Annotated in this window: 20 protein-coding genes; 5 read left to right on the forward strand and 15 right to left on the reverse strand. The window is 60.9% G+C overall.

What is annotated here, in order from left to right:
- Positions 1 to 238: 238 nt before the first annotated feature.
- Positions 239 to 601, reverse strand: coding sequence for a DUF1428 domain-containing protein (locus tag AB7531_RS26780; protein ID WP_063983871.1), 363 nt, complete (start codon positions 599 to 601; stop codon positions 239 to 241).
- A 205-nt stretch (positions 602 to 806) separates the two neighbouring features.
- Between AB7531_RS26780 and AB7531_RS26785 the strand changes: the two genes are divergently transcribed.
- A complete protein-coding gene (locus tag AB7531_RS26785) occupies positions 807 to 2,630 on the forward strand; it encodes a caspase family protein (protein ID WP_063983872.1) in 1,824 nt (607 codons plus the stop codon).
- Between the two features lie 291 nt (positions 2,631 to 2,921).
- Entirely contained in the window at positions 2,922 to 4,709 is a 1,788-nt protein-coding gene (locus tag AB7531_RS26790; protein ID WP_441280159.1) for a DUF6538 domain-containing protein, read from the forward strand.
- A 16-nt stretch (positions 4,710 to 4,725) separates the two neighbouring features.
- On the opposite strand, the gene AB7531_RS26795 is transcribed toward AB7531_RS26790, so the two are convergent.
- The 3 genes from AB7531_RS26795 to AB7531_RS26805 all read right to left on the reverse strand — a co-directional run bounded on the left by AB7531_RS26795 (position 4,726) and on the right by AB7531_RS26805 (position 6,631).
- Positions 4,726 to 5,412, reverse strand: coding sequence for a hypothetical protein (locus tag AB7531_RS26795; RefSeq protein WP_441280160.1), 687 nt, complete (start codon positions 5,410 to 5,412; stop codon positions 4,726 to 4,728).
- Positions 5,413 to 5,505: 93 nt separating this feature from the next.
- A complete protein-coding gene (locus AB7531_RS26800) occupies positions 5,506 to 5,862 on the reverse strand; it encodes a hypothetical protein (protein ID WP_441280161.1) in 357 nt (118 codons plus the stop codon).
- A 499-nt stretch (positions 5,863 to 6,361) separates the two neighbouring features.
- The gene (locus tag AB7531_RS26805) at positions 6,362 to 6,631 is read right to left on the reverse strand and encodes a hypothetical protein (RefSeq protein WP_441280162.1); all 270 of its coding nucleotides are present in this window, start codon (positions 6,629 to 6,631) and stop codon (positions 6,362 to 6,364) included.
- Positions 6,632 to 6,821: 190 nt separating this feature from the next.
- On the opposite strand from AB7531_RS26805, the gene AB7531_RS26810 reads away from it, so the two are divergent.
- Positions 6,822 to 7,115: a hypothetical protein gene (locus AB7531_RS26810; RefSeq protein ID WP_208086228.1), complete on the forward strand. Its 294-nt coding sequence runs from the start codon at positions 6,822 to 6,824 to the stop codon at positions 7,113 to 7,115.
- Positions 7,116 to 7,201: 86 nt separating this feature from the next.
- A complete protein-coding gene (locus tag AB7531_RS26815) occupies positions 7,202 to 7,522 on the forward strand; it encodes a hypothetical protein (protein ID WP_441280163.1) in 321 nt (106 codons plus the stop codon).
- Positions 7,523 to 8,406: 884 nt separating this feature from the next.
- Here the strand turns inward: AB7531_RS26815 and AB7531_RS26820 are convergent.
- The 6 genes from AB7531_RS26820 to AB7531_RS26845 form a co-directional block, all read right to left on the reverse strand.
- Positions 8,407 to 8,832 carry a hypothetical protein gene (locus AB7531_RS26820; RefSeq protein WP_441280164.1) on the reverse strand — a complete coding sequence of 142 codons (426 nt, stop codon included), beginning with the start codon at positions 8,830 to 8,832 and terminating at the stop codon, positions 8,407 to 8,409.
- A gap of 150 nt (positions 8,833 to 8,982) precedes the next feature.
- Positions 8,983 to 11,205 (reverse strand): hypothetical protein, encoded by a 2,223-nt coding sequence (locus tag AB7531_RS26825; protein WP_441280165.1) that lies wholly within the window; start codon positions 11,203 to 11,205, stop codon positions 8,983 to 8,985.
- Complete coding sequence (locus AB7531_RS26830; RefSeq protein WP_441280166.1) at positions 11,198 to 11,521, reverse strand: gene transfer agent family protein; 324 nt, start codon at positions 11,519 to 11,521, stop codon at positions 11,198 to 11,200. The genes AB7531_RS26825 and AB7531_RS26830 overlap by 8 nt, the downstream gene beginning before the upstream one ends.
- Positions 11,514 to 11,924, reverse strand: a complete 411-nt coding sequence (locus AB7531_RS26835; protein ID WP_441280167.1) for a hypothetical protein — start codon at positions 11,922 to 11,924, stop codon at positions 11,514 to 11,516. Before AB7531_RS26835 ends, AB7531_RS26830 begins: the two co-directional genes overlap by 8 nt.
- Positions 11,918 to 13,555, reverse strand: coding sequence for a terminase large subunit (locus AB7531_RS26840; RefSeq protein ID WP_441280168.1), 1,638 nt, complete (start codon positions 13,553 to 13,555; stop codon positions 11,918 to 11,920). Before AB7531_RS26840 ends, AB7531_RS26835 begins: the two co-directional genes overlap by 7 nt.
- Positions 13,521 to 13,895 (reverse strand): phage terminase small subunit P27 family, encoded by a 375-nt coding sequence (locus tag AB7531_RS26845; protein WP_441280169.1) that lies wholly within the window; start codon positions 13,893 to 13,895, stop codon positions 13,521 to 13,523. Before AB7531_RS26845 ends, AB7531_RS26840 begins: the two co-directional genes overlap by 35 nt.
- A 47-nt stretch (positions 13,896 to 13,942) precedes the next feature.
- Between AB7531_RS26845 and AB7531_RS26850 the strand changes: the two genes are divergently transcribed.
- On the forward strand, positions 13,943 to 14,608 hold the full coding sequence (locus AB7531_RS26850) for a hypothetical protein (RefSeq protein WP_441280170.1): 666 nt from the start codon (positions 13,943 to 13,945) through the stop codon (positions 14,606 to 14,608).
- A gap of 2 nt (positions 14,609 to 14,610) precedes the next feature.
- Here AB7531_RS26850 and AB7531_RS26855 read toward each other — a convergent pair whose 3' ends face one another.
- The 5 genes from AB7531_RS26855 to AB7531_RS26875 all read right to left on the reverse strand — a co-directional run bounded on the left by AB7531_RS26855 (position 14,611) and on the right by AB7531_RS26875 (position 16,964).
- Entirely contained in the window at positions 14,611 to 14,928 is a 318-nt protein-coding gene (locus AB7531_RS26855; RefSeq protein ID WP_441280171.1) for a phage head closure protein, read from the reverse strand.
- Positions 14,925 to 15,347, reverse strand: coding sequence for a DUF3168 domain-containing protein (locus AB7531_RS26860; protein WP_441280172.1), 423 nt, complete (start codon positions 15,345 to 15,347; stop codon positions 14,925 to 14,927). The genes AB7531_RS26855 and AB7531_RS26860 overlap by 4 nt, the downstream gene beginning before the upstream one ends.
- 1 nt (position 15,348) lies before the next feature.
- Entirely contained in the window at positions 15,349 to 15,636 is a 288-nt protein-coding gene (locus AB7531_RS26865; RefSeq protein WP_441280173.1) for a head-tail connector protein, read from the reverse strand.
- A 17-nt stretch (positions 15,637 to 15,653) separates the two neighbouring features.
- On the reverse strand, positions 15,654 to 16,088 hold the full coding sequence (locus tag AB7531_RS26870) for a hypothetical protein (protein WP_441280174.1): 435 nt from the start codon (positions 16,086 to 16,088) through the stop codon (positions 15,654 to 15,656).
- Between the two features lie 333 nt (positions 16,089 to 16,421).
- The gene (locus tag AB7531_RS26875) at positions 16,422 to 16,964 is read right to left on the reverse strand and encodes a hypothetical protein (RefSeq protein ID WP_441280175.1); all 543 of its coding nucleotides are present in this window, start codon (positions 16,962 to 16,964) and stop codon (positions 16,422 to 16,424) included.
- Between the last annotated feature and the right edge of the window lie 4 nt (positions 16,965 to 16,968).

Raw genomic sequence — 16,968 nt, forward strand, 5'->3', positions numbered from 1 at the left:
AACGGACTTGCGCAATGCTGCATGGGAGAGGCAGCGAATGCGCCGGCGCGGGCAGCGTTCAAATCCGGCGTCGTCCGGCGCGAACGCGGTAACCCGAACGGCGGACGTCATTGCCATCTGCAGGGGTGGGTTAACGCTGCGACTGCGCCAAGCGCGGTCCGCTGGCGTAACCCGGCCCCCGTCTGTTTCCGCGAACGCAGAGGCGGTGGCTGCCGCCAACCCACCCTGCAAAACGCCGTCAGCCGACGACGTCGCTCGCCCGCAACAGCGTCGTGAAGCCGCCATAGATCATGCGCTTGCCGTCGAAGGGCATGTCGGCGCCCTTGAACCGCTCATCAGCCATCACCTTCTTGTTGACGGCATCGCGGGTCTCCCGGTCACGGTAGACGATCCAGGAGAACACCACGACCTCGTCCTCCTTCGCGATCACCGCGCGCGGAAACGAGGTCAATTCGCCATAAGGCACGTCGTCGCCGATGCACTCGACGTAATCGAGCGCGCCATGTTCCATCCACACGGCGCAGGCCTTACGCGCCAGCACCTTGTAGGCCTCGATCTTGTCCTTCGGCACGGCCAGCACGAAACCATCGACATAAGGCATCACGGATCTCCTTGGGTTGCCTGCCCCGAGGACGAAGCGGCGCGGGACGATCCGACACGTCATGCCTCCCGCAAGGTGAGGCAAACTGTCGCGAGGATTTCGTGCGCTACTTCATATTTGAAGCTCGTGGCGCCGTGACATCATCCCGGACGTTTGCGCTCGAACATCGGCTACTTCAGATTGCATTGAGCAGAAGGCAGCTTTCATGAGCACCCGCCTGTCATTGCTTTGCGTCCACGGCGTCGGTCACGCGGAGATCGACGCCGAGTTTCGAAAGTCATGGTCCGAGGCGATCATACGCGCGGTCCAGTCCGTCGATCAGAGCCTCAACCCGGCCATCGACTTCCTCTCGTATGACGACCTGTTCGACAAGAGCCCGCCGAACCTCATCACCTATGGCATCGCGCTGGCAAAACTGCTCGCGAGCGCGACCGTCCACGGGGTCGGTGATCTGCTCGCGGGCACACGCAGCCTCGAAGATGTACCAACCCTGATCAGATGGACCGCGGGCATGGTCGCCCAGTGGTCGGTGGATGAACAGCTGCAGGCCGCGCTGCGCGGCGCAGTCCTCGACAAGCTGAAGAGCGGCAACTACGACGTTGTCCTGGCTCACAGCCTCGGCTCGCTGATCTGCTACGACACGTTCGTGCGTAATCCCGGTGCGATCAGGGACAAGGTCTTCGTCACGTTCGGTTCGCAGATCGGCAATCCCGCGGTGCGCGACATCTTCGCAGGCCGCATTCAGGACCTTCCCTGCCGGAAATGGTACCATCTGTTCAACCGGGAAGATCGCGTTCTCACCTATCCGCTCGAGATCGCCGCAGACAATTTTCAACAGGTGCTGACACCGTTCGATGTCCCCAACGATCTCCTGAATCACAACGCGACCTGGTACCTGTCGCGCCCCGAGACCGTCGCCACCGTCTGGCACGACGTGGTCCCGGTGCCGACGTCCCGCTCCATCGTCAGCGCCGCGCGGGGGATTGCCCGCATTGACGCCCGGCCGACCCGCCGCGCCCTGCTGATCGGCATCAACGACTATCCCAAACCCGCGGACAGGCTCGAAGGATGCGTCAACGACGTATTCCTCATGAGCTCGGTGCTACAGGAGAGCGGCTTCAAGCCGGACGAAATACGCGTCGTGCTCAATGAGCGGGCGACGGCGCAGGGCATCATGGAAAGGCTTCACTGGCTGCTCGAGGGCGTCCGCGACGGCGACGAGCGCATGCTGTTCTACTCGGGCCATGGCGCCCAGATTCCCAGATACAGCCCGAGCGGCGCACCGGATAGCGTCGACGAGTGCCTCGTTCCCTATGATTTCGACTGGACGCCCGAGCACGCCATTCTCGACCGCCAGTTCAGCCAGCTCTACTCACAGCTTCCGTACGACTGCTATTTCGTCGCCATGCTCGACTGCTGCCATTCCGGCGGCATGACACGTGACGGTGGTCCGCGTATCCGCGGCCTGACGCCGCCCGACGATATCCGCCACCGGGCGCTGCGGTGGGAGGCAAGCGAAGGCATGTGGGTGCCGCGTGAGTTCCCTCCCCTGAACGAAAGTCTGAGCAAGAGCAAGAACGGCGCCGACTATCTCGGCGACAACGGCGCCACGCAGCGGCTCGGGCGCAGCATGGCGCTCCGCACCCAGCCCGACAAGGCATACAACAAGACGCGCGCCGAGCTCGGGCATCACGGTCCTTATCTGCCGATTCTCCTCGAGGCCTGCCAGGAGCAGGAGCTGTCCTATGAATATCGTGACGGCGTCACGTCGTATGGCGCCTACACGTTCTGCATGGCGAAGGTGCTGCGCGAACAACGAGACCGCAGCGCCAATCCGTCGTTCCAGGAGCTGAGCGAGCTCGTCACGGCCAAACTCCGTCGCCTCAAATACAACCAGACGCCCAATCTCGTTGGCGCCAAGACGCGCGTCAGCGCGAAAATTCCATGGGGCGCGGCAGATGCAGGTCGCGGCCAGCGACGGGCGACGAAAAAGCGTGCCGCCAAGACGGGCCGGAAGAGGCGCCGCTAGTCATTTCGCCTTGCATCGCCGCGCGGCGCATCGCGGCGCGATAAGTCGGGCCAACGCGCCGAGGCCGCACCGACGACGGGGAGGCCTGCCGACGGCACGTCAGGCTCGCGGCGCGGGCCTGATTCAGAGCAGGTTATGATCTGGGTAAATCGCCCGGAACTGGCTGGGGAACCTGGACCCTGAGGACCCCCAGCAAAAATTCAACGATTTCAGTAAAGACATGAAAGAAAACAGCTTTTAACGCTGAACGGTTACGAGTAGTGGTTACGAGTCACGGTTACGAGGACTCGAATGTCGATCGCCACGAACATCCAAAAACGTCCTGGTCGAACGTCCTACTACGTCCGCGTCGGCGTGCCTCTGAAGCTCCAGCCGCTGCTTAGGCGGAAAGAGATTTGGCAGTCCCTTAAGACCACCGACCCCCGACAAGCTCGCGATCGTGCGGCGCCGGTGATTGCTTCCTACCGAGCCCAGTTCGCCGATCTGGAGCAGCGCCGGGAGCCCTCACCCGCCGATCTCCAGGCGGCTGTGTGGTCGCACTATGAAACCGCGCTGGACCGAGACGGTCGAGCGCGCGCGGCCCTGCCAACCACTGCGGAGGTCCAGGAGGCGACGAACAAGCTTGCGGCCGATATCGAGGCCGGGCGCGTTCCCTGGACGGATGACCCGCTGGTTCGGCTCAATGCGACCATTGAGGTGATCGCCATGAAGGATGCGGCGAAGATGGACCGCGAACATCGGGCCGTTCAACTCGACATGCTCAGGAAGCACCTTGCCAGCGGTGAGACGGGCCTGATCGAGTGGAAGGCCGATGATGTGATCCAGAGCGAGCGGCTGTTGATTGCCAAGGGCTCGCCGGCCTATCGCGATCTATGCCAGCGATTGCAGCGCGCCCAGGTCGAGGTCCTGGAACGTGCCGCCGAGCGTGATGCCGGCAATTGGTCCGGCGTCCCGGCCGACCCAATCGTGGTGCCGGCCGATCTTACCCAGGGCAAACGGGTTGCCGCGCCGGGTGAAACACTCATGGAGCTTTACGACAAATTCAAAGCTGAGAAATGGGGCGATGCCCGGCCCGACACCTGGGACCAAAACCGGAAGATCGTGAGGCTGTTTGCCGAATTCGTCGGCGAGTCCTCGCACATCACTGTCCTCACCCGGAAGGCAGTCCGCAATTGGAAGCAAGAGCTGGCGCGCTGGCCGGTGAAGGCGGCGGACAGCAAGGCCTTCGAGGGCCTGTCCTTCCGCAAGGTGATCGAGGCAAACGAGACTGTCAAAAAGCCGCCGATCAGCCAGAAGACGACGAACAAGTATCTCGCGGCGCTGGGCAGCTTCGCGCGCTGGCTGCTCCAGAACGAGTATATTGACGACGACGTCATGAGCGGAATGTATTTGTCGATCGACAAGCGCAAGAAGAACCGCTTCCCGTTCAGTGAGCAACAGCTACACGCGATCTTCAACTCCCCTCTGTTTGGCACATGCCTGGGCGATGACGCTGAAGGCAAACCAGGGAATGTTGCCATCCGGGATTGGCGTTACTGGATTCCCCTGCTCGCGGTCTATTCCGGCGCACGCCTGGGCGAGTTGTGCCAGTTGCTGACCGCCGACGTGCGGCAACTTCATGGTGTGTGGATCTTCCACATCACGGAGGTCGGGGACGAAGATGAGGAAGGCTCGACTAAATCCACCAAGACGGGAGGGTCAATGCGAGTGGTGCCGGTGCATTCCAGGCTGATCGAGCTGGGGTTCCTCGACTACCACGCTGGCGTCGTCGCACGCGGCGAGCAGCGATTGTTTCCTGAAGCAGAACGCGACAAGCGCGGCTATTTCGGTGGAGCCTCGAAGTTCTTCAATAGCTATTTCAGGGCTGTCGGCGTGAAGGTAGACAAGCGAGTTAACTTCCACAGCTTCCGCCACAACGTCACAGACGCCTTCCGCGCTGCCGGCTATTTGGATGAGCAGCATGGCGTTCTTCTAGGGCACACCAAGGCTAGCACGACGGGACGCTATGGCGTGCTACCAGAGGCCCCCCTGCGAGATCGCGTGGCGATGGTCGAGGCGCTCGTTTACAGATCAGTTTAACAATCGAACATAAGTTTTATTTCCATTGGCCGTTCGGATCGATTTCGAAACTTGTGCTGGGAATAGAACGAAACTCCATATTTTGTTTCCAAGACGGGTCGATATCGAGTTCCTTGACAGCCTCATTTCCTGAGAAATCGACCGCAACGAGCTTAATCTTCTTGATTGCATCGACTTCCGCCGTTGTAGAAAAAGGAAGCACGAAAACGGCGCTTCCGGTAAGAACACCTCCTGGTGCGAGCGTCTTGTATTCGCCGATAACTTGTCGCAGGTTCTTCCAGTTCATTAGTATTACGTTGCTGTCACTGGCGCGCAAAAGCAGCGATTCAATCTTCTCTCCTTTCGCGGTTTCGACCACGCCAGTTTGGACGACAGACGACTCTATATCAGGTTTACCTTCTAATCTCAGATGAACGCTTTTCAGCGTGACACTCTGATCCAACACGTTCACGAAGTGCAAGACGTAGAAGATAAACGCAAAGTTATTGTTCTCGCTGCTCCCAATTGCTGAATAGCGCGCAACGCTGATTTGCTTAACGTCGATGTCGAGCTTCGACTTTTTCTTGAGCGAGACAAAATTACTAAGCGGCTTCGTGAGCGTCTGCTTCACATCAAGATCGCCTGTCCAAATATAGAAGAGCGAGCCGAGAAATAACCCAGTCAACACAATCGAAATAACCGCCTTGATTGCGACCTCGATCACGGCTCCCCCGTTTCTACAAAAATTCCCCGCGCAATCTAAGCGCGAGGGATGATTCAGGGCAAGCTTGACGATAGAGGCGCCCCGCCTCGGCTTCTAACTGGCGATTGTTTGAGCTAGCGGAGAAATCAGGTCCTTCGCGAGGCATTGGGCCTCGCTGGCACTTAGATTTCTCGTGGCTCCGGCTGGCGTTCTCACTGCGACGTCACCTGATGACGTAGGGCTGACTTGAATACTCCCATCTGTCGCCAGGTCGATCGGGGAAGACGGTTTGCCTACCGCGGCCCATTTTAGTGCGTCGGCAAAATCCCTCGATTTCGGATACTGGAAATAGGGAAAGTGTTCGTCATCCAAGACAAAGGCGAAGCCACCCCGCCCAGGTCGATCGCCTTCATCCATGATGATCTCTTTCAGCGACCACCTATCGCGAGATATGTTAAACGGCATCACCATGATCGCCTCCTCTGAATCTGCTACCCCTAGCGGGCAGAAAAGCGGGAGGCCAGTGAACCAGCCCCCCGCCCATCTCACGAGAAAAGTGCGATGATGAGTGCCAACCTAAACAGGATGGCCGCAACATCTACCTTCACCGCGATTGTGATTCGAGGTTTCATTGCTGATGCCCTCGGATCACGCCGGCGCAATCCGTAAGGGTTGCGTTCAACGTCCCATCAAACGAATAAGCCGTCGTTTATGGGCGCATCGGCCTGCCATTGACGTTCTAGAACCGCCGCCGGCAGCCCTGCGTGGTTTCCTTCGTCCACCTCACGGGGTCCACGAACTCCCGGCCGGCGGTTTGAGCGCCAGCCTTTCGTCTCTGATGGATGAAGGCACAGGCCGTGCGATCGTCCTTAAGATAGTGAAGAACCACTCCACGTCCGCTGGGGTCGCACACGTTGAGGGTGGACCGAGTCGTTCCCTCTAGTCCAGCGAGGGCCGACGTAATCCACGATTAGTGCACGCTCGCACTGCCCAGGCCGGCGAGCACCTCGTCTACCTCAGCGACCAGCTCGGCATACGGCTCTTCGCCGTGCAGCACGATCGCCGGATGGTCGAGATCGCAATCGGCGCTGCTAGCCGGATAGATGTCGGCGGCGCAGAGCGCGACCTGTATGTGGTTCTCGACCCAGGCACGGCCCATTACGGCGTAGCTATCAGAGCCGGCATGCGCGTCGGTGAGCGTGGTCACGAGCGCGAAGTAACGGTCGTCGGCAATCAACATTGGTATTCCCTTTCAGCCCCACCATTGGCGGTGTAGCGCCACTAGACTCATATTCGTTAAGTGGCGTCAACAATATTTTCTCTTTGAGGTTGTAAGTTGGTGCTGACTTACAAGATCCCGTTCGACTCAAGTCGCAGTTGTGAACGAGACCTACGTCGCTCATATTGCGAACTGGTTGGGGACCGAACACATGCGCGCCATTCTGACTGCATCTTTTCTGATCGTCGCCACGCCGGCACTCGCCGCGAGCCCGAATGAGTCCGCGTGCATCATCAAAGCCGCCGACACACTGCCAAAGATCGCCGGCATGAAGATCGGAAAGAGCACGACTACCCAACAGCCAGCGCCGCCGAATTGGCCTAGTCCTAGTCCGCCCCTGCGCGTCGAGATCGAATGGAGCGCGGCCGGGCAGTCTCAGAAGTGGTTCTATCTCTGCGCGGTGAATGCGAACGGCACCGCCCTGGTGCAGCGGTTGGCTAACTAAGAGGGGCGAGGATCGTTAGGCAACCGTTGCAGTTTGACGAGTTGCTCAGTAACAGTCCCGATCGCAACTTTTAGAAGGGAGTGCCCGTGATCACGCCGCCGGACTTTGCAACAGAATTCTACACGATCGAACGAACCGTCGAGATCGTAGTGAACCTTGAGGTCTTCCGAATCGAGGTCATGGAATCGAGTGGCGGTGACAAGCCGTTCAGCACTCGCGTCTATGAGCGCGAGGATATTGTGGCTCAGCCGGCCTATCCCTCGAACGTGAATCCCGAGCGAACGCCCGAGACGTATGCAGTGTGGAAATCGCTCGACATCGGTTGGACTGCTAGGGAAACGGCCGAGGGGGCGCTTAACCAAGTCCTGGGCTTCCTGGGCGAGCGGTTCCGGAACTCGGGCGAGTAGTCAGAGCAAGACCGACCCTGGGAAATTTCCCAGGGTCGCAATTGGAAGCCCGCTGGTGCGCCAGAGCGGCTGTCCGGTGTCTGATAGCACCCAGCACGAAAGACCGAATCCTGAGTCACCGCTGCCAATCCAGCGCATAGATCGAGTCCAGGCAGCGGCGCTGCGGCTCGCCTCCACTTATTGTAACAACGAAATTCTCATCACGGGGGCAACAATGCAAAGCACGTTCATGCTCATGGTTCGATTCTGTTTTGGTGTTCTAACCGTCGGCGCTGCCATCTCATCCCACTTCGGACTCGACTCGTTTCACGTTGCTTCGAATGTTGAGTTTGTTCTCTTCGTCAGCGGGGCGCTAAACATGGCCGGTTGTTGGGGGATCGTCCGGTAACGGACGTCAGGTCGAAAGGCGTGCGGACCGGAACGCCTCCCTCGGGACCGTGGCCGTCGTGAGCCGCCGGCGGCGGCGAGCATGGCCGGAAGCATACATTCTTAGCCAGAGACCTTCCTCACGCCGGAGACCTCCCTACCCCGGAGATGGGATCAAAAAGAGCCGGCCGCAGGCCGGCGGGGGTTCGGGGGCGGCCGCCCCCGGGAGCGAAGCGACCGAGCGGAGCGAGGGAGACCGCGAGTTTCGCTGTCACGCTTTCTATAGGGAGCTTCGCTCCCACTAGTCTAAACAATTAAACAACTACTATTTCTAGCAAGCGTGACAGGTCGATCTTCCGGAAGCCCCTTGTTTTATAGGGTTTTTGAAAACAGGGTGGAACAGAAGGCTCTAAATCTGTTCCACCCTGCCTGAAATTCTGTTCCACCCTGCCACTGCAAGCGATTCAAATCGCTACAGTTTTTTACGAGTGTGACGACCGAAATTCCGAAATTATAGGCTAGATGTTATGCCAAGGGCCGCCATCGGCTTCGAGATCGGCAACGATCTGGCGCAACTGCCAGACCTTCTTCCTAGTCATTCCGTCGAGCTGTTCCGCCAGCTTGGCGTCGGACATGGGGCCGAACTTCGCGATGATGATCCGGGATAGGAAGCGGAAGCCCGCGAGCTCGAGCTCGCGGCCGCGCAACTGCTCGAGCTGTTTGTCGCGGCGCGGCTTGGCTATCGCTTTGCGGAGGGTGCTGGCTAGCTTCGCGATACTAGCCTCACGCGGTTGCGCGCGGTGTCGCTGCTGCCTGGTGCGATCTTTGGCGCGCTTCTTTGCGGCCTTCGCCGCGTCGAACATCGCACGGTAGTTCGCTAATGTTTCTTTGAAATTTAGCGCGAGAAGCTGAGTGGAAGTGCTATAATCAAGCCGTTCAGACATGGGCCTTGGAACCTTGCGTCTGGACCGTCCGGTCAGTGTTGACACCGTCTAACTGGACAATCCCTTTGAAAGCCCTCGCTTCGCCAAGCGGGGGTTTTCGCTTATTGGGAGCTCTATAGCGCTTGTGACGAGAATTGCGGGCTGTTTCGGCTACCGACGAAACAGCGTCCCCCCGGGACGGCTCTGTGTTCGAAACTCCTGACCTATCGCCGCGCGCACATGGTGCTGAACCAGCTGGGCGATATTCTCCGCCGTCCGCTGGTTCTCCCCGGGCGACGAGTTCGGGCCGCCCGTCATGTTGACCGTGACGGCCGGCGCGATGACGTGGCCGGAATTGATCATGGGCGCGGCCGGCGAACCGGCGCCGACCAGACCACCATCCGCGAACCTGGGAATACGATCGCTGTTGATCGCCTCTAGCACCGCGCGGTGCTTCGCTACGGCGGAGGCGCGCACCACGAATTCGCCATTGCTGAGCCGCGCCGGGATGCTGTCTGAGGTGCCCGTTCCTGGTCCCGCGATGTAGCCGCCGTCAGCCTTGGCTACCGGGGCGGCGGCGCCGACCAGGCCGCCGTCGCTGAAGCCGAACGTGCCGCTCAGCGAGCGCATGATCGGCTGCACGATCAGCATTTTGATCATGGCCTCTTCCAGGGCGCGCACGACGGCCCTGGACATGTCGGCAAAGCCCGCCGACACGCTCTTGGTGCCGTCCAGGATATCAGCGAGGCCGGAGGTCAGGCTGCTGCTCATGGTGCTGCCGATCGACCGCATGGCCTCATTGGTCCGCATGGCCGACGCCTCAACCGAGTTCAGAGCGGTCCCTACGTCCGGATAAAGGCCCTTGAGCTGTTCGGCGATCTGCACGTCCTGGGGATCCAGCAACGAGGTCTGCCGGCCGCGCCGGATCGATTGCGCGACGGTGGCCTTATCAATGGCTTCGGTGGCCTTGCCGTAGGCCTCGGTGACTTCCTGGATGCGCTGGCGCTGCTCGGCCGTCACGACGCCCTCCCCCTTCCCGGCCGCCGCGTTGGCCTGCATGGCGACGGTCTCAAGCTGTGCGGCCACCTTGACGCGCTCCCGCGCGGCCGTAGTCAAATCCAGGCCAGCGGCTTCTGCCTGCAATGCGGCCGTGCGCTTCTCAATGCTGTCGGCGGCGGTGTCGAGCTTGTCCACGTTGCTGCCGGTGCTGATCTTGGTCGGCGCCGGGCCGGTGCCGCGCGTCTGGCTGGGTGCCGGGGGACCATACTGCTCCCCGTTCGCCGTCAGCGCCGCGATTTCCTTTTGTAGCCGGTCGCGGTGGCCTTCAAGGGTCTCCCGACTGGCGAGTATGCCGAAGGTGTCGGTCCAGGAGCTTGTGCCATTGAGCCGCGCGTTAACCCGGTCGAGGGCGTCTCGTTTGGCATCAACGTCGGTTGGGCTCGCGGCCAATCCGGGAATGCGCGGCATCTTGTTCGAAAGCTCAACCGCCTTGGCGATATAGCCGATCACGTCGGCCCACGCGCCCTTGATGTCCATCATGACGCTGGCGAGATCGTCCCAGGACGGCTTAAGCGCGGTCGAGAGACGTTGATGGGCGAGCTTGAGCTGGTCGTCCACTTCCTTCGCGCGCTCAACCAGAGCGTTGCTAAAAATGCCGTCCGAATTGGCGCTGACCTCCCTGATCGTCTGCAACATGCTTTCGGCACTGGTCTTGCCCTGTCGCATGCGATCGACGATGGCCGTGCCGAACATTTTCTCACCAAGGTCAAGGCTCGCGGCGTGCTGCCCGATCTGGTCGAGTTGCTGCATCGCTACCAGAACCGCTTTGATGCGGTCCTCCTGGGTCTTGGCGTCCCGAAAGAGAACCAACCCCTGAAGTTGCTGGCCGGCCGCCTTGGCCAGCGTCTCGTTGTAGACCCGCAAGGCTTTCTCAACGCCCGTGATCTTCTCTTCGCCGACAGTCCACTCGCCGACATCGACCGGTGACTTGTCCTTGGTCGCCTGGAAGGCGTGATCAAGGGCGGATTCGAGCTCGCCGGCTTCGACCTTGAGCTTCCGGGCCTCGCTGGTGAAGGCCTGGAGGAACGCGGGCGATACGCCAAGGTTCTGGGCCTTGTCCGCGATCTCGACCATCTGCTGCATCTGCTCGCGCGCGCCGCTGATCGCGGCCGTCATGAGCTTATAGGCGCCCACCGCAAGCGCGACCTTGCCGGCGAGATCAACGGCACCGCGCGCCATGGTCGCAAAGATCGCGTCCTTTGCGAGGTCCTTGTTCATGTCCAGGAACTGCTTCGCGATCTGGCGCGTCGCGGTGCCGGTCAGCGACGACGTTTCCCGAAGCTGTTCCTTAAACTGGTCGAGGTTGAGCTTAACCGGAATCGTGAGACTAGCCATTGTCAGCACCAACAAACAGCGCGGACAGGACGGCGCTGGCGAGCATCACGTTCGGCGCCAGAGGTTTCCCGCGAACATGGGCGTCGAGTAACATCTCGACCTCGCGCTCTGGTGTGCCGCCGCCGATCAATCCCAACTCGATAATGCGCTCGACCTCCTCGGCGCCGTAGCTCTGGGCCTCAAAGCGCGCGGCAACCGTTGCCGGCGAAAAGCCCGCGATGCCGCGCCAGGACAGAACGCGCCGAACCCAGGGATTGCTCAGGTCGAACGTATGGGTGCCGCCGGCCCAGGTGATCTCGCGGGAAATGTCAGTCATGTAGAACCTCGCTTACTGCATCGTCGATCGCCTGCTGCATGTCGTCGCGCATGGCGTTGTATGTGGAGAAGAAGAACGGCCGCGCCGGCTGTCGGCTTGTCCCGAATTCGAAACCCAGGGCGTAGTCATAGGCCTCGCCGCTGCCTTCGCGGACTTCCTTGGTCGTCATATCGCCGCCGGCCTGGACGAGATATTCGAGCTCGTTTTCACCCTCGGCTACGGTGCACGAAGCCTCTAAGGCGCCGGTCTCCGGGGACTGCTCAAGGGCGCGCAATGCCTCGCGCTGGGCGTCGGAAAGGCGGAAAGCTTGCTCGCGCAGCACGTCGCTCAGTTTCTCGGCGAGCTTGTCGGGCAGCGATTGCAGGTATGCGTCGAGGTCGTCGTTATGGCCATGTGTCACCATGAAAGAAGCTCCACAGCGTCGGGATGGTCGTAAATCGAGCGGGAGCTGTCGCCGGCCGCAGCGCGCGATACCGCCATCCAAGTCGCCGCAACGCCGTCAATGCGATCGGTGCTCTTGCTCTTGTGGATGATCCGGTTGTCGTTGGCGTCTTTTTGGATCGCGACGTTGGCGAAGTTCCAGCGCAAAACGGGGTGTCCGCCGTGGCGGAAGTTGCCGCTGATGATCGCTCGCTCCAGGACATTGAGGGCCGGCGACTGCGTCACCCACCCCTGACGGATTGTCACGACCGGGTAGCCTTCGTCGACCAAGGGCGCCATGACGCCTTGGGCGAACGCGACGTCAAAGCCGATCTCTTGGACCTGGAAGCGCTCCGCTAGCGATCGGATGCAGTCCGCGACGGCAGCGTTATCGATGACGTTGCCGGGCGTAGCGGTGACGAAGCCGTCTTTGGCCCAGGAAGTGTAATTCACGCCATCGAGGTCACCGCGCTTGCGGATGTCGGCCTCAGGGCAAAAGAAGTGCGGCAGCACGGTATAGCGGTCGCCGTCCCTGAAGCACGCGACCACGGCTGAAAGGTCGGTGGTCTTACTCATGTCTACGCCAACCCAGCACGGCGCGCCGCGCAAGGCCTCATAGTCGATCGGCGCCGCGCCCTTGTCATAGGTAGCCATGTCGACGAAGGGCGAGGTCGAGTGGTCGAGCCAGACGTTGAGCTTGTATTGCAACAGGCTGTCGCGTTCCGTAGGGCTGTCCTTCGCCCGGTTAACGTGTTGGCGAAACCCCTTGAGTGACGGATAGCCATGAGCGCTACCAGGATTGACGCGGCGCCACACTTCCTCGCTGGCATAGTCGGCGTCGGCCGGCGACTCAAAAAGCACCGGAAGGCATGTCGGGTCAGTGATCTCGCCGCGCGCGATCTTGCGGGCGCGTTCGATTACTTCATGGGCGATGTTGTCCTGCCCACGGCCGGCGGTGGTCGCGACCACAAGCAAGCTGTTATCGGTCTTGTCGAGGCCGTTGGTGAGCACCTTCCAAAGCTGATCGCCCCGCCAGACGTGCAGTTCGTCGGCGAGGACAAATGAGGGGGTGCGGCCCTCCTTACTGGGTGCATCCGCCGAGATGACCTCTAGTTCGGTCCCGTCGCTGGGATAGGCGATCTTTTTGGCGCTGTTGAAGGCGTCATAGACCTTCGTCACCGGGACCAGATGCCTGGTGTCCGCCTGGACGATACCGCGCGCTTCCTTGAATGCGATGCCGGCTTGGCTGCGATCGCTGGCCGCAAAAATCACCTCGCCGCCGGACACGCGCTCGGGGCCGATCGTGTGAAGCAGCGCCAGCGCGGCGGACAAGCTGGTCTTGCGGTTGCCGCGCGGGACCAGGATCACAACGGTGCTGACAATCCGGTTGCCGGCGTCGTCGCGCGGCCCATAGATCGCGCGGACAATACGTTCCTGCCACGGGTCGAGCTGGAATTGCTTGCGGAGTAGCGTCGATTTGGGGTGCTTCAGGCGCCGCAGGAATTCGACGGCGCGCTCGCCATAACCGACAGGATCGGGAATGGGCGTGTCGTCGTAGATCCAGCGCGGAAAGGTGTCCTTAGAGGGCGAGCGGGTTGTCATCGTCGCCTTCATTGTCGTTTTCGCGGACTGCCGGTCGCGATCGGGAAACGGGGGTCAAGCCAAGTTCGGCCGCGAGCTGGCGGGCCGTCATCATGCTCTTGTCCTGGGCGCGGAGGAGCTTCAGGTCGATCTCGGTGCGCAACAGCGCTTCCAACTGGCGAACCCTGCCCATGGCGACGCAATAGCTCTCCAGCGAGCCTAAGTCCGCAATGGTGAGGATCCTGCGCTTGGCAAGCTCTGGCATTACGCGGCGCCATTCGGCCTTCGCGTGTTTGCTCAACCAAGACGGCGGGCGGGTCGAGGCGTCGAGCGCGTTGGCGTCGGCGCGGAGTTCTGGTTTTCGACCCTTCATGCCGCAGCTGCCTCGACAAACGCGCGACGGACGGGCAATTTCAAGCAATGAAGAATCTCGAATGGCCCGGCATCGCGACAGCGGCGATGATCATACTCGTTCTGATGATCGCTTTCGATCTCAGCAAATGGCAGCCGATCGCAGCTGCGTTGATCGCCCTCGGCGGCGGCTTCCTCGCCTACAGAGGTGCGATGGAGAAGGTGGCAGTCGATCGCGATGAGCACAGGCGCGAATTCGTGAGGCGACAGCTTGCTCAGTATCTCAAATTGGATATCGCCATCCGCAGCTTTCGCCCGGACGTGCAATTGGTCGACGCAAGGATGGTCTTTTTGGAGGCTGGGGGCATGCTCCCTCCCCAGGATGTGGTGATCCAAGAGCCACCGGAACTCCGAGAGGCCTGGGACCATCTTGACGTATTCCCGCGTCGTCTCATTCGCGAGATTGCAACGATTAGAGCGTCGATTCGCCGTCTCGACGAGATTCTCGCGATAGCGGAGGCTGGGCCGCAAACTTACTTTAGTGGGGATGCCTTGGACGATACCACCGACATCGGAACACTTCACACGCAGGTTAGCGCGATCTCCGAAGCGTGCGGAATTATTCTTGATGGACTCGCGCCAGAGATTGAACGATTGGCACCAAAGCTTTCGCAAGACGAACGACAAGTAGCGCTCTACGGTGCCCCGGGGCCGGACGATTTCGACGACAATTGAGATCATGAACCAACCCGCTCGCAAGTAACGTCCATTCCGACGCGGCGACCGATCTCGGTAATGCCGGTGACGTTGTAGGACTGCCCCTCATAGAGCAGCCGGTCGTTGAGGCTGAGGGCGGCAAAGTAATACATGCGGAAGGTCAGCAGTGCGTCGGTGGTGTGACCACGAGCGCCTTCTCGATCGTCGGTGCTGTTCTTAAGAAGCTGCGCCCGCATGGTGGCGAACGTGGTCCAGGTGTCGATCACGCTCCCGTATAGGTCGAGGCCGGTGGTGCGGCGCTGGATCTCAATGATCCGGTCGAGGTTGCCGGCCCTCATGCCGCTCTCGCTTTCACGACGGCCGCGACGTTGACCACGCCGTGGCTATAGGAACCGTGGGGGTCGCGCATATACCGGGTCTGGGTGGCCTGCATGTCGTGAACGGTGAAGCCGTCGATCGCCAGCACGCCATCCGCCTGGGCGTCGATCCGCAGCGCCGCCACGATGGCGGAAACGGCCTCTTTGCATTGGACCAGGCCGGGCTCAGCAAACCAGACGTGCAGCGTGGCGTGCGTCGTCGCGTCCCACCGCCGGAAGATCGTCTGGCCCTCGCCGATATAGACGGCCGGCATGATCTCCGGCCGACCATTGGCATCCATTACGTGATCAGCCTGGACCAGGGCCATCAATTCCGGGTTCGCAATCAGGCGCGCTCGAATGGTCTTTTGCAGAGGATGCGAGGGGTCAGAAGCGGTCATTTCAGAAGGCAAACGCGCGGTAAGGGGCCAACAAATCGAGGAAACCGAACGGCAGAGCCATGGCGGTGACGCCAACCAAGCTCGCCTCGCGGTTCTGGTAGAGATGCGCCGTCAATTGCAGCACGGCCTCCCGAATGGGCGCCGGCGCGCTGTCCGCGTCCGGATCGCCGGCCGTGTAAGCCGAAACCCACGCCTTTGCCGCCGCCAGCTTGTCGGTAAGCAAGGCGTCGTCGGCGTCTAGCGTGACGTTCAGGTGGGCCTTGGCTTGGTCCAGGGTGATGCCGGGCATGGTCGAAAATACTCCAATTAGACGCTCTCTTGCGCGACCCGAGAGCACCGGTCGCGGACGATTTCTTGAGAGTTCTGACCCACCCCCGGGGTAGCAGCGGCATGGCGGTGTGCTTCATCGCGTTGTGCGGCGAGGTGCTGGTCGAGGCCATGACGAAGCTCAGCCATCTGCTCTTCCATCTGGCGGACGAACGAACGGACCGAGCGCGTCATCTGTCGATGTGCGGCGTGCATGTCGCGCTGCCAGCCGCGAAGGGCCGGTAATTCATGAGCAATCGACTGGGCAGCAACTCGCGTGGCTCTGCGACCTTGCTTGCCTATTGGCGTCGTCAGGGTCTCTTCAGCGGACCAGCCTAGGTTCAGCCGCTTGGTGATTGTGTCCGAACTGATGCCGGTGAGCTTTGCCCATTCACTCACGGGACGCGACATACCGTTGAATTCGATCAGGCGCATGGGTCTACTTGGACCTTTCGAGGGATTGCTTAGTGCTGTTGTGGTGATGGGCGCAGAGCGGCTGCCAGTTGCCCTTGTCCCAGAACAAGGCACGGTCTCCACGGTGCGGTTTGACGTGATCGACCACGACCGCAGGCTTGCCGCACATGGCGCAATGGGGATGCTTGTCCAGGAATGTGCGCCGCGCCTTAGACCAGCGGCTGTCATAGCCGCGATCATTGGCGTTGGGCCGGCGCTTGTCCGTCTCTCTACGGCGTTGGTTTTGGCATACGCACCGAGCATCGCCGGCGACGATGCGTCCGCATGCACAGACACGACCACACTTGTAGGGCATCAGCGCGCCTCCAATGAATGGACGGTGAGATCGCCGATGGCGTTGAGGTCGGCCTTGGTAGGCTGCTCGCTGCCGGCCTGGTCGTCTTTGCCGCTGCCGAAGATGGCCTTGAGCATGTCGAGGCGGCCGGTGTGAGCGCTCATGATCTCAGCGGGCGTTGCATCCCAGGTCTGGGAAGGCGACCAAGACAACCAACCTGTGCCGATCTGGAAAAGCTTGGTGAAGTATTCGTCAAAAGTCATGGGTTTGCCGATTGATTTTTGGTCGCCCGATTGGTCGGCGCCACTCAAGATCAGGACCAATTCCAGCAGTTGCTCACGCGCGTCCAAGATGTCGCGGATGGATGCGACCGGAGTCACGTCGCTGGTCGCTGTGATCAGGTCCATGCTGGCCGTGTAACTGCCGTCAAGGATGGCTTGGTAGAGCTCCGGAAAGCCGTGTTTATGATGGAGCTGGAATGCGGCCCGCAGCGACGGCTTGAGGTCGAAAGACCCGTTGCCGAGCTGGAGGGCAAAAGTGTTCGCTGCGAGCCGCATGTTCATGTCC

Source organism: Bradyrhizobium sp. 63_E2_N1_3, assembly GCF_052076005.1.
GTDB lineage: Bacteria > Pseudomonadota > Alphaproteobacteria > Rhizobiales > Xanthobacteraceae > Bradyrhizobium > Bradyrhizobium barranii.

Bases quoted from the DNA above. Each gene is read 5' to 3' on its own strand.
- AB7531_RS26780 (WP_063983871.1), bottom strand. From the start codon at position 601: ATGCCTTATGTCGATGGTTTCGTGCTGGCCGTGCCGAAGGACAAGATC.
- AB7531_RS26785 (WP_063983872.1), top strand. From the start codon at position 807: ATGAGCACCCGCCTGTCATTGCTTTGCGTCCACGGCGTCGGTCACGCG.
- AB7531_RS26790 (WP_441280159.1), top strand. From the start codon at position 2,922: ATGTCGATCGCCACGAACATCCAAAAACGTCCTGGTCGAACGTCCTAC.
- AB7531_RS26800 (WP_441280161.1), bottom strand. From the start codon at position 5,862: ATGGTGATGCCGTTTAACATATCTCGCGATAGGTGGTCGCTGAAAGAG.
- AB7531_RS26805 (WP_441280162.1), bottom strand. From the start codon at position 6,631: ATGTTGATTGCCGACGACCGTTACTTCGCGCTCGTGACCACGCTCACC.
- AB7531_RS26810 (WP_208086228.1), top strand. From the start codon at position 6,822: ATGCGCGCCATTCTGACTGCATCTTTTCTGATCGTCGCCACGCCGGCA.
- AB7531_RS26820 (WP_441280164.1), bottom strand. From the start codon at position 8,832: ATGTCTGAACGGCTTGATTATAGCACTTCCACTCAGCTTCTCGCGCTA.
- AB7531_RS26825 (WP_441280165.1), bottom strand. From the start codon at position 11,205: ATGGCTAGTCTCACGATTCCGGTTAAGCTCAACCTCGACCAGTTTAAG.
- AB7531_RS26830 (WP_441280166.1), bottom strand. From the start codon at position 11,521: ATGACTGACATTTCCCGCGAGATCACCTGGGCCGGCGGCACCCATACG.
- AB7531_RS26835 (WP_441280167.1), bottom strand. From the start codon at position 11,924: ATGGTGACACATGGCCATAACGACGACCTCGACGCATACCTGCAATCG.
- AB7531_RS26840 (WP_441280168.1), bottom strand. From the start codon at position 13,555: ATGAAGGCGACGATGACAACCCGCTCGCCCTCTAAGGACACCTTTCCG.
- AB7531_RS26845 (WP_441280169.1), bottom strand. From the start codon at position 13,895: ATGAAGGGTCGAAAACCAGAACTCCGCGCCGACGCCAACGCGCTCGAC.
- AB7531_RS26850 (WP_441280170.1), top strand. From the start codon at position 13,943: ATGAAGAATCTCGAATGGCCCGGCATCGCGACAGCGGCGATGATCATA.
- AB7531_RS26855 (WP_441280171.1), bottom strand. From the start codon at position 14,928: ATGAGGGCCGGCAACCTCGACCGGATCATTGAGATCCAGCGCCGCACC.
- AB7531_RS26860 (WP_441280172.1), bottom strand. From the start codon at position 15,347: ATGACCGCTTCTGACCCCTCGCATCCTCTGCAAAAGACCATTCGAGCG.
- AB7531_RS26865 (WP_441280173.1), bottom strand. From the start codon at position 15,636: ATGCCCGGCATCACCCTGGACCAAGCCAAGGCCCACCTGAACGTCACG.
- AB7531_RS26870 (WP_441280174.1), bottom strand. From the start codon at position 16,088: ATGCGCCTGATCGAATTCAACGGTATGTCGCGTCCCGTGAGTGAATGG.
- AB7531_RS26875 (WP_441280175.1), bottom strand. From the start codon at position 16,964: ATGAACATGCGGCTCGCAGCGAACACTTTTGCCCTCCAGCTCGGCAAC.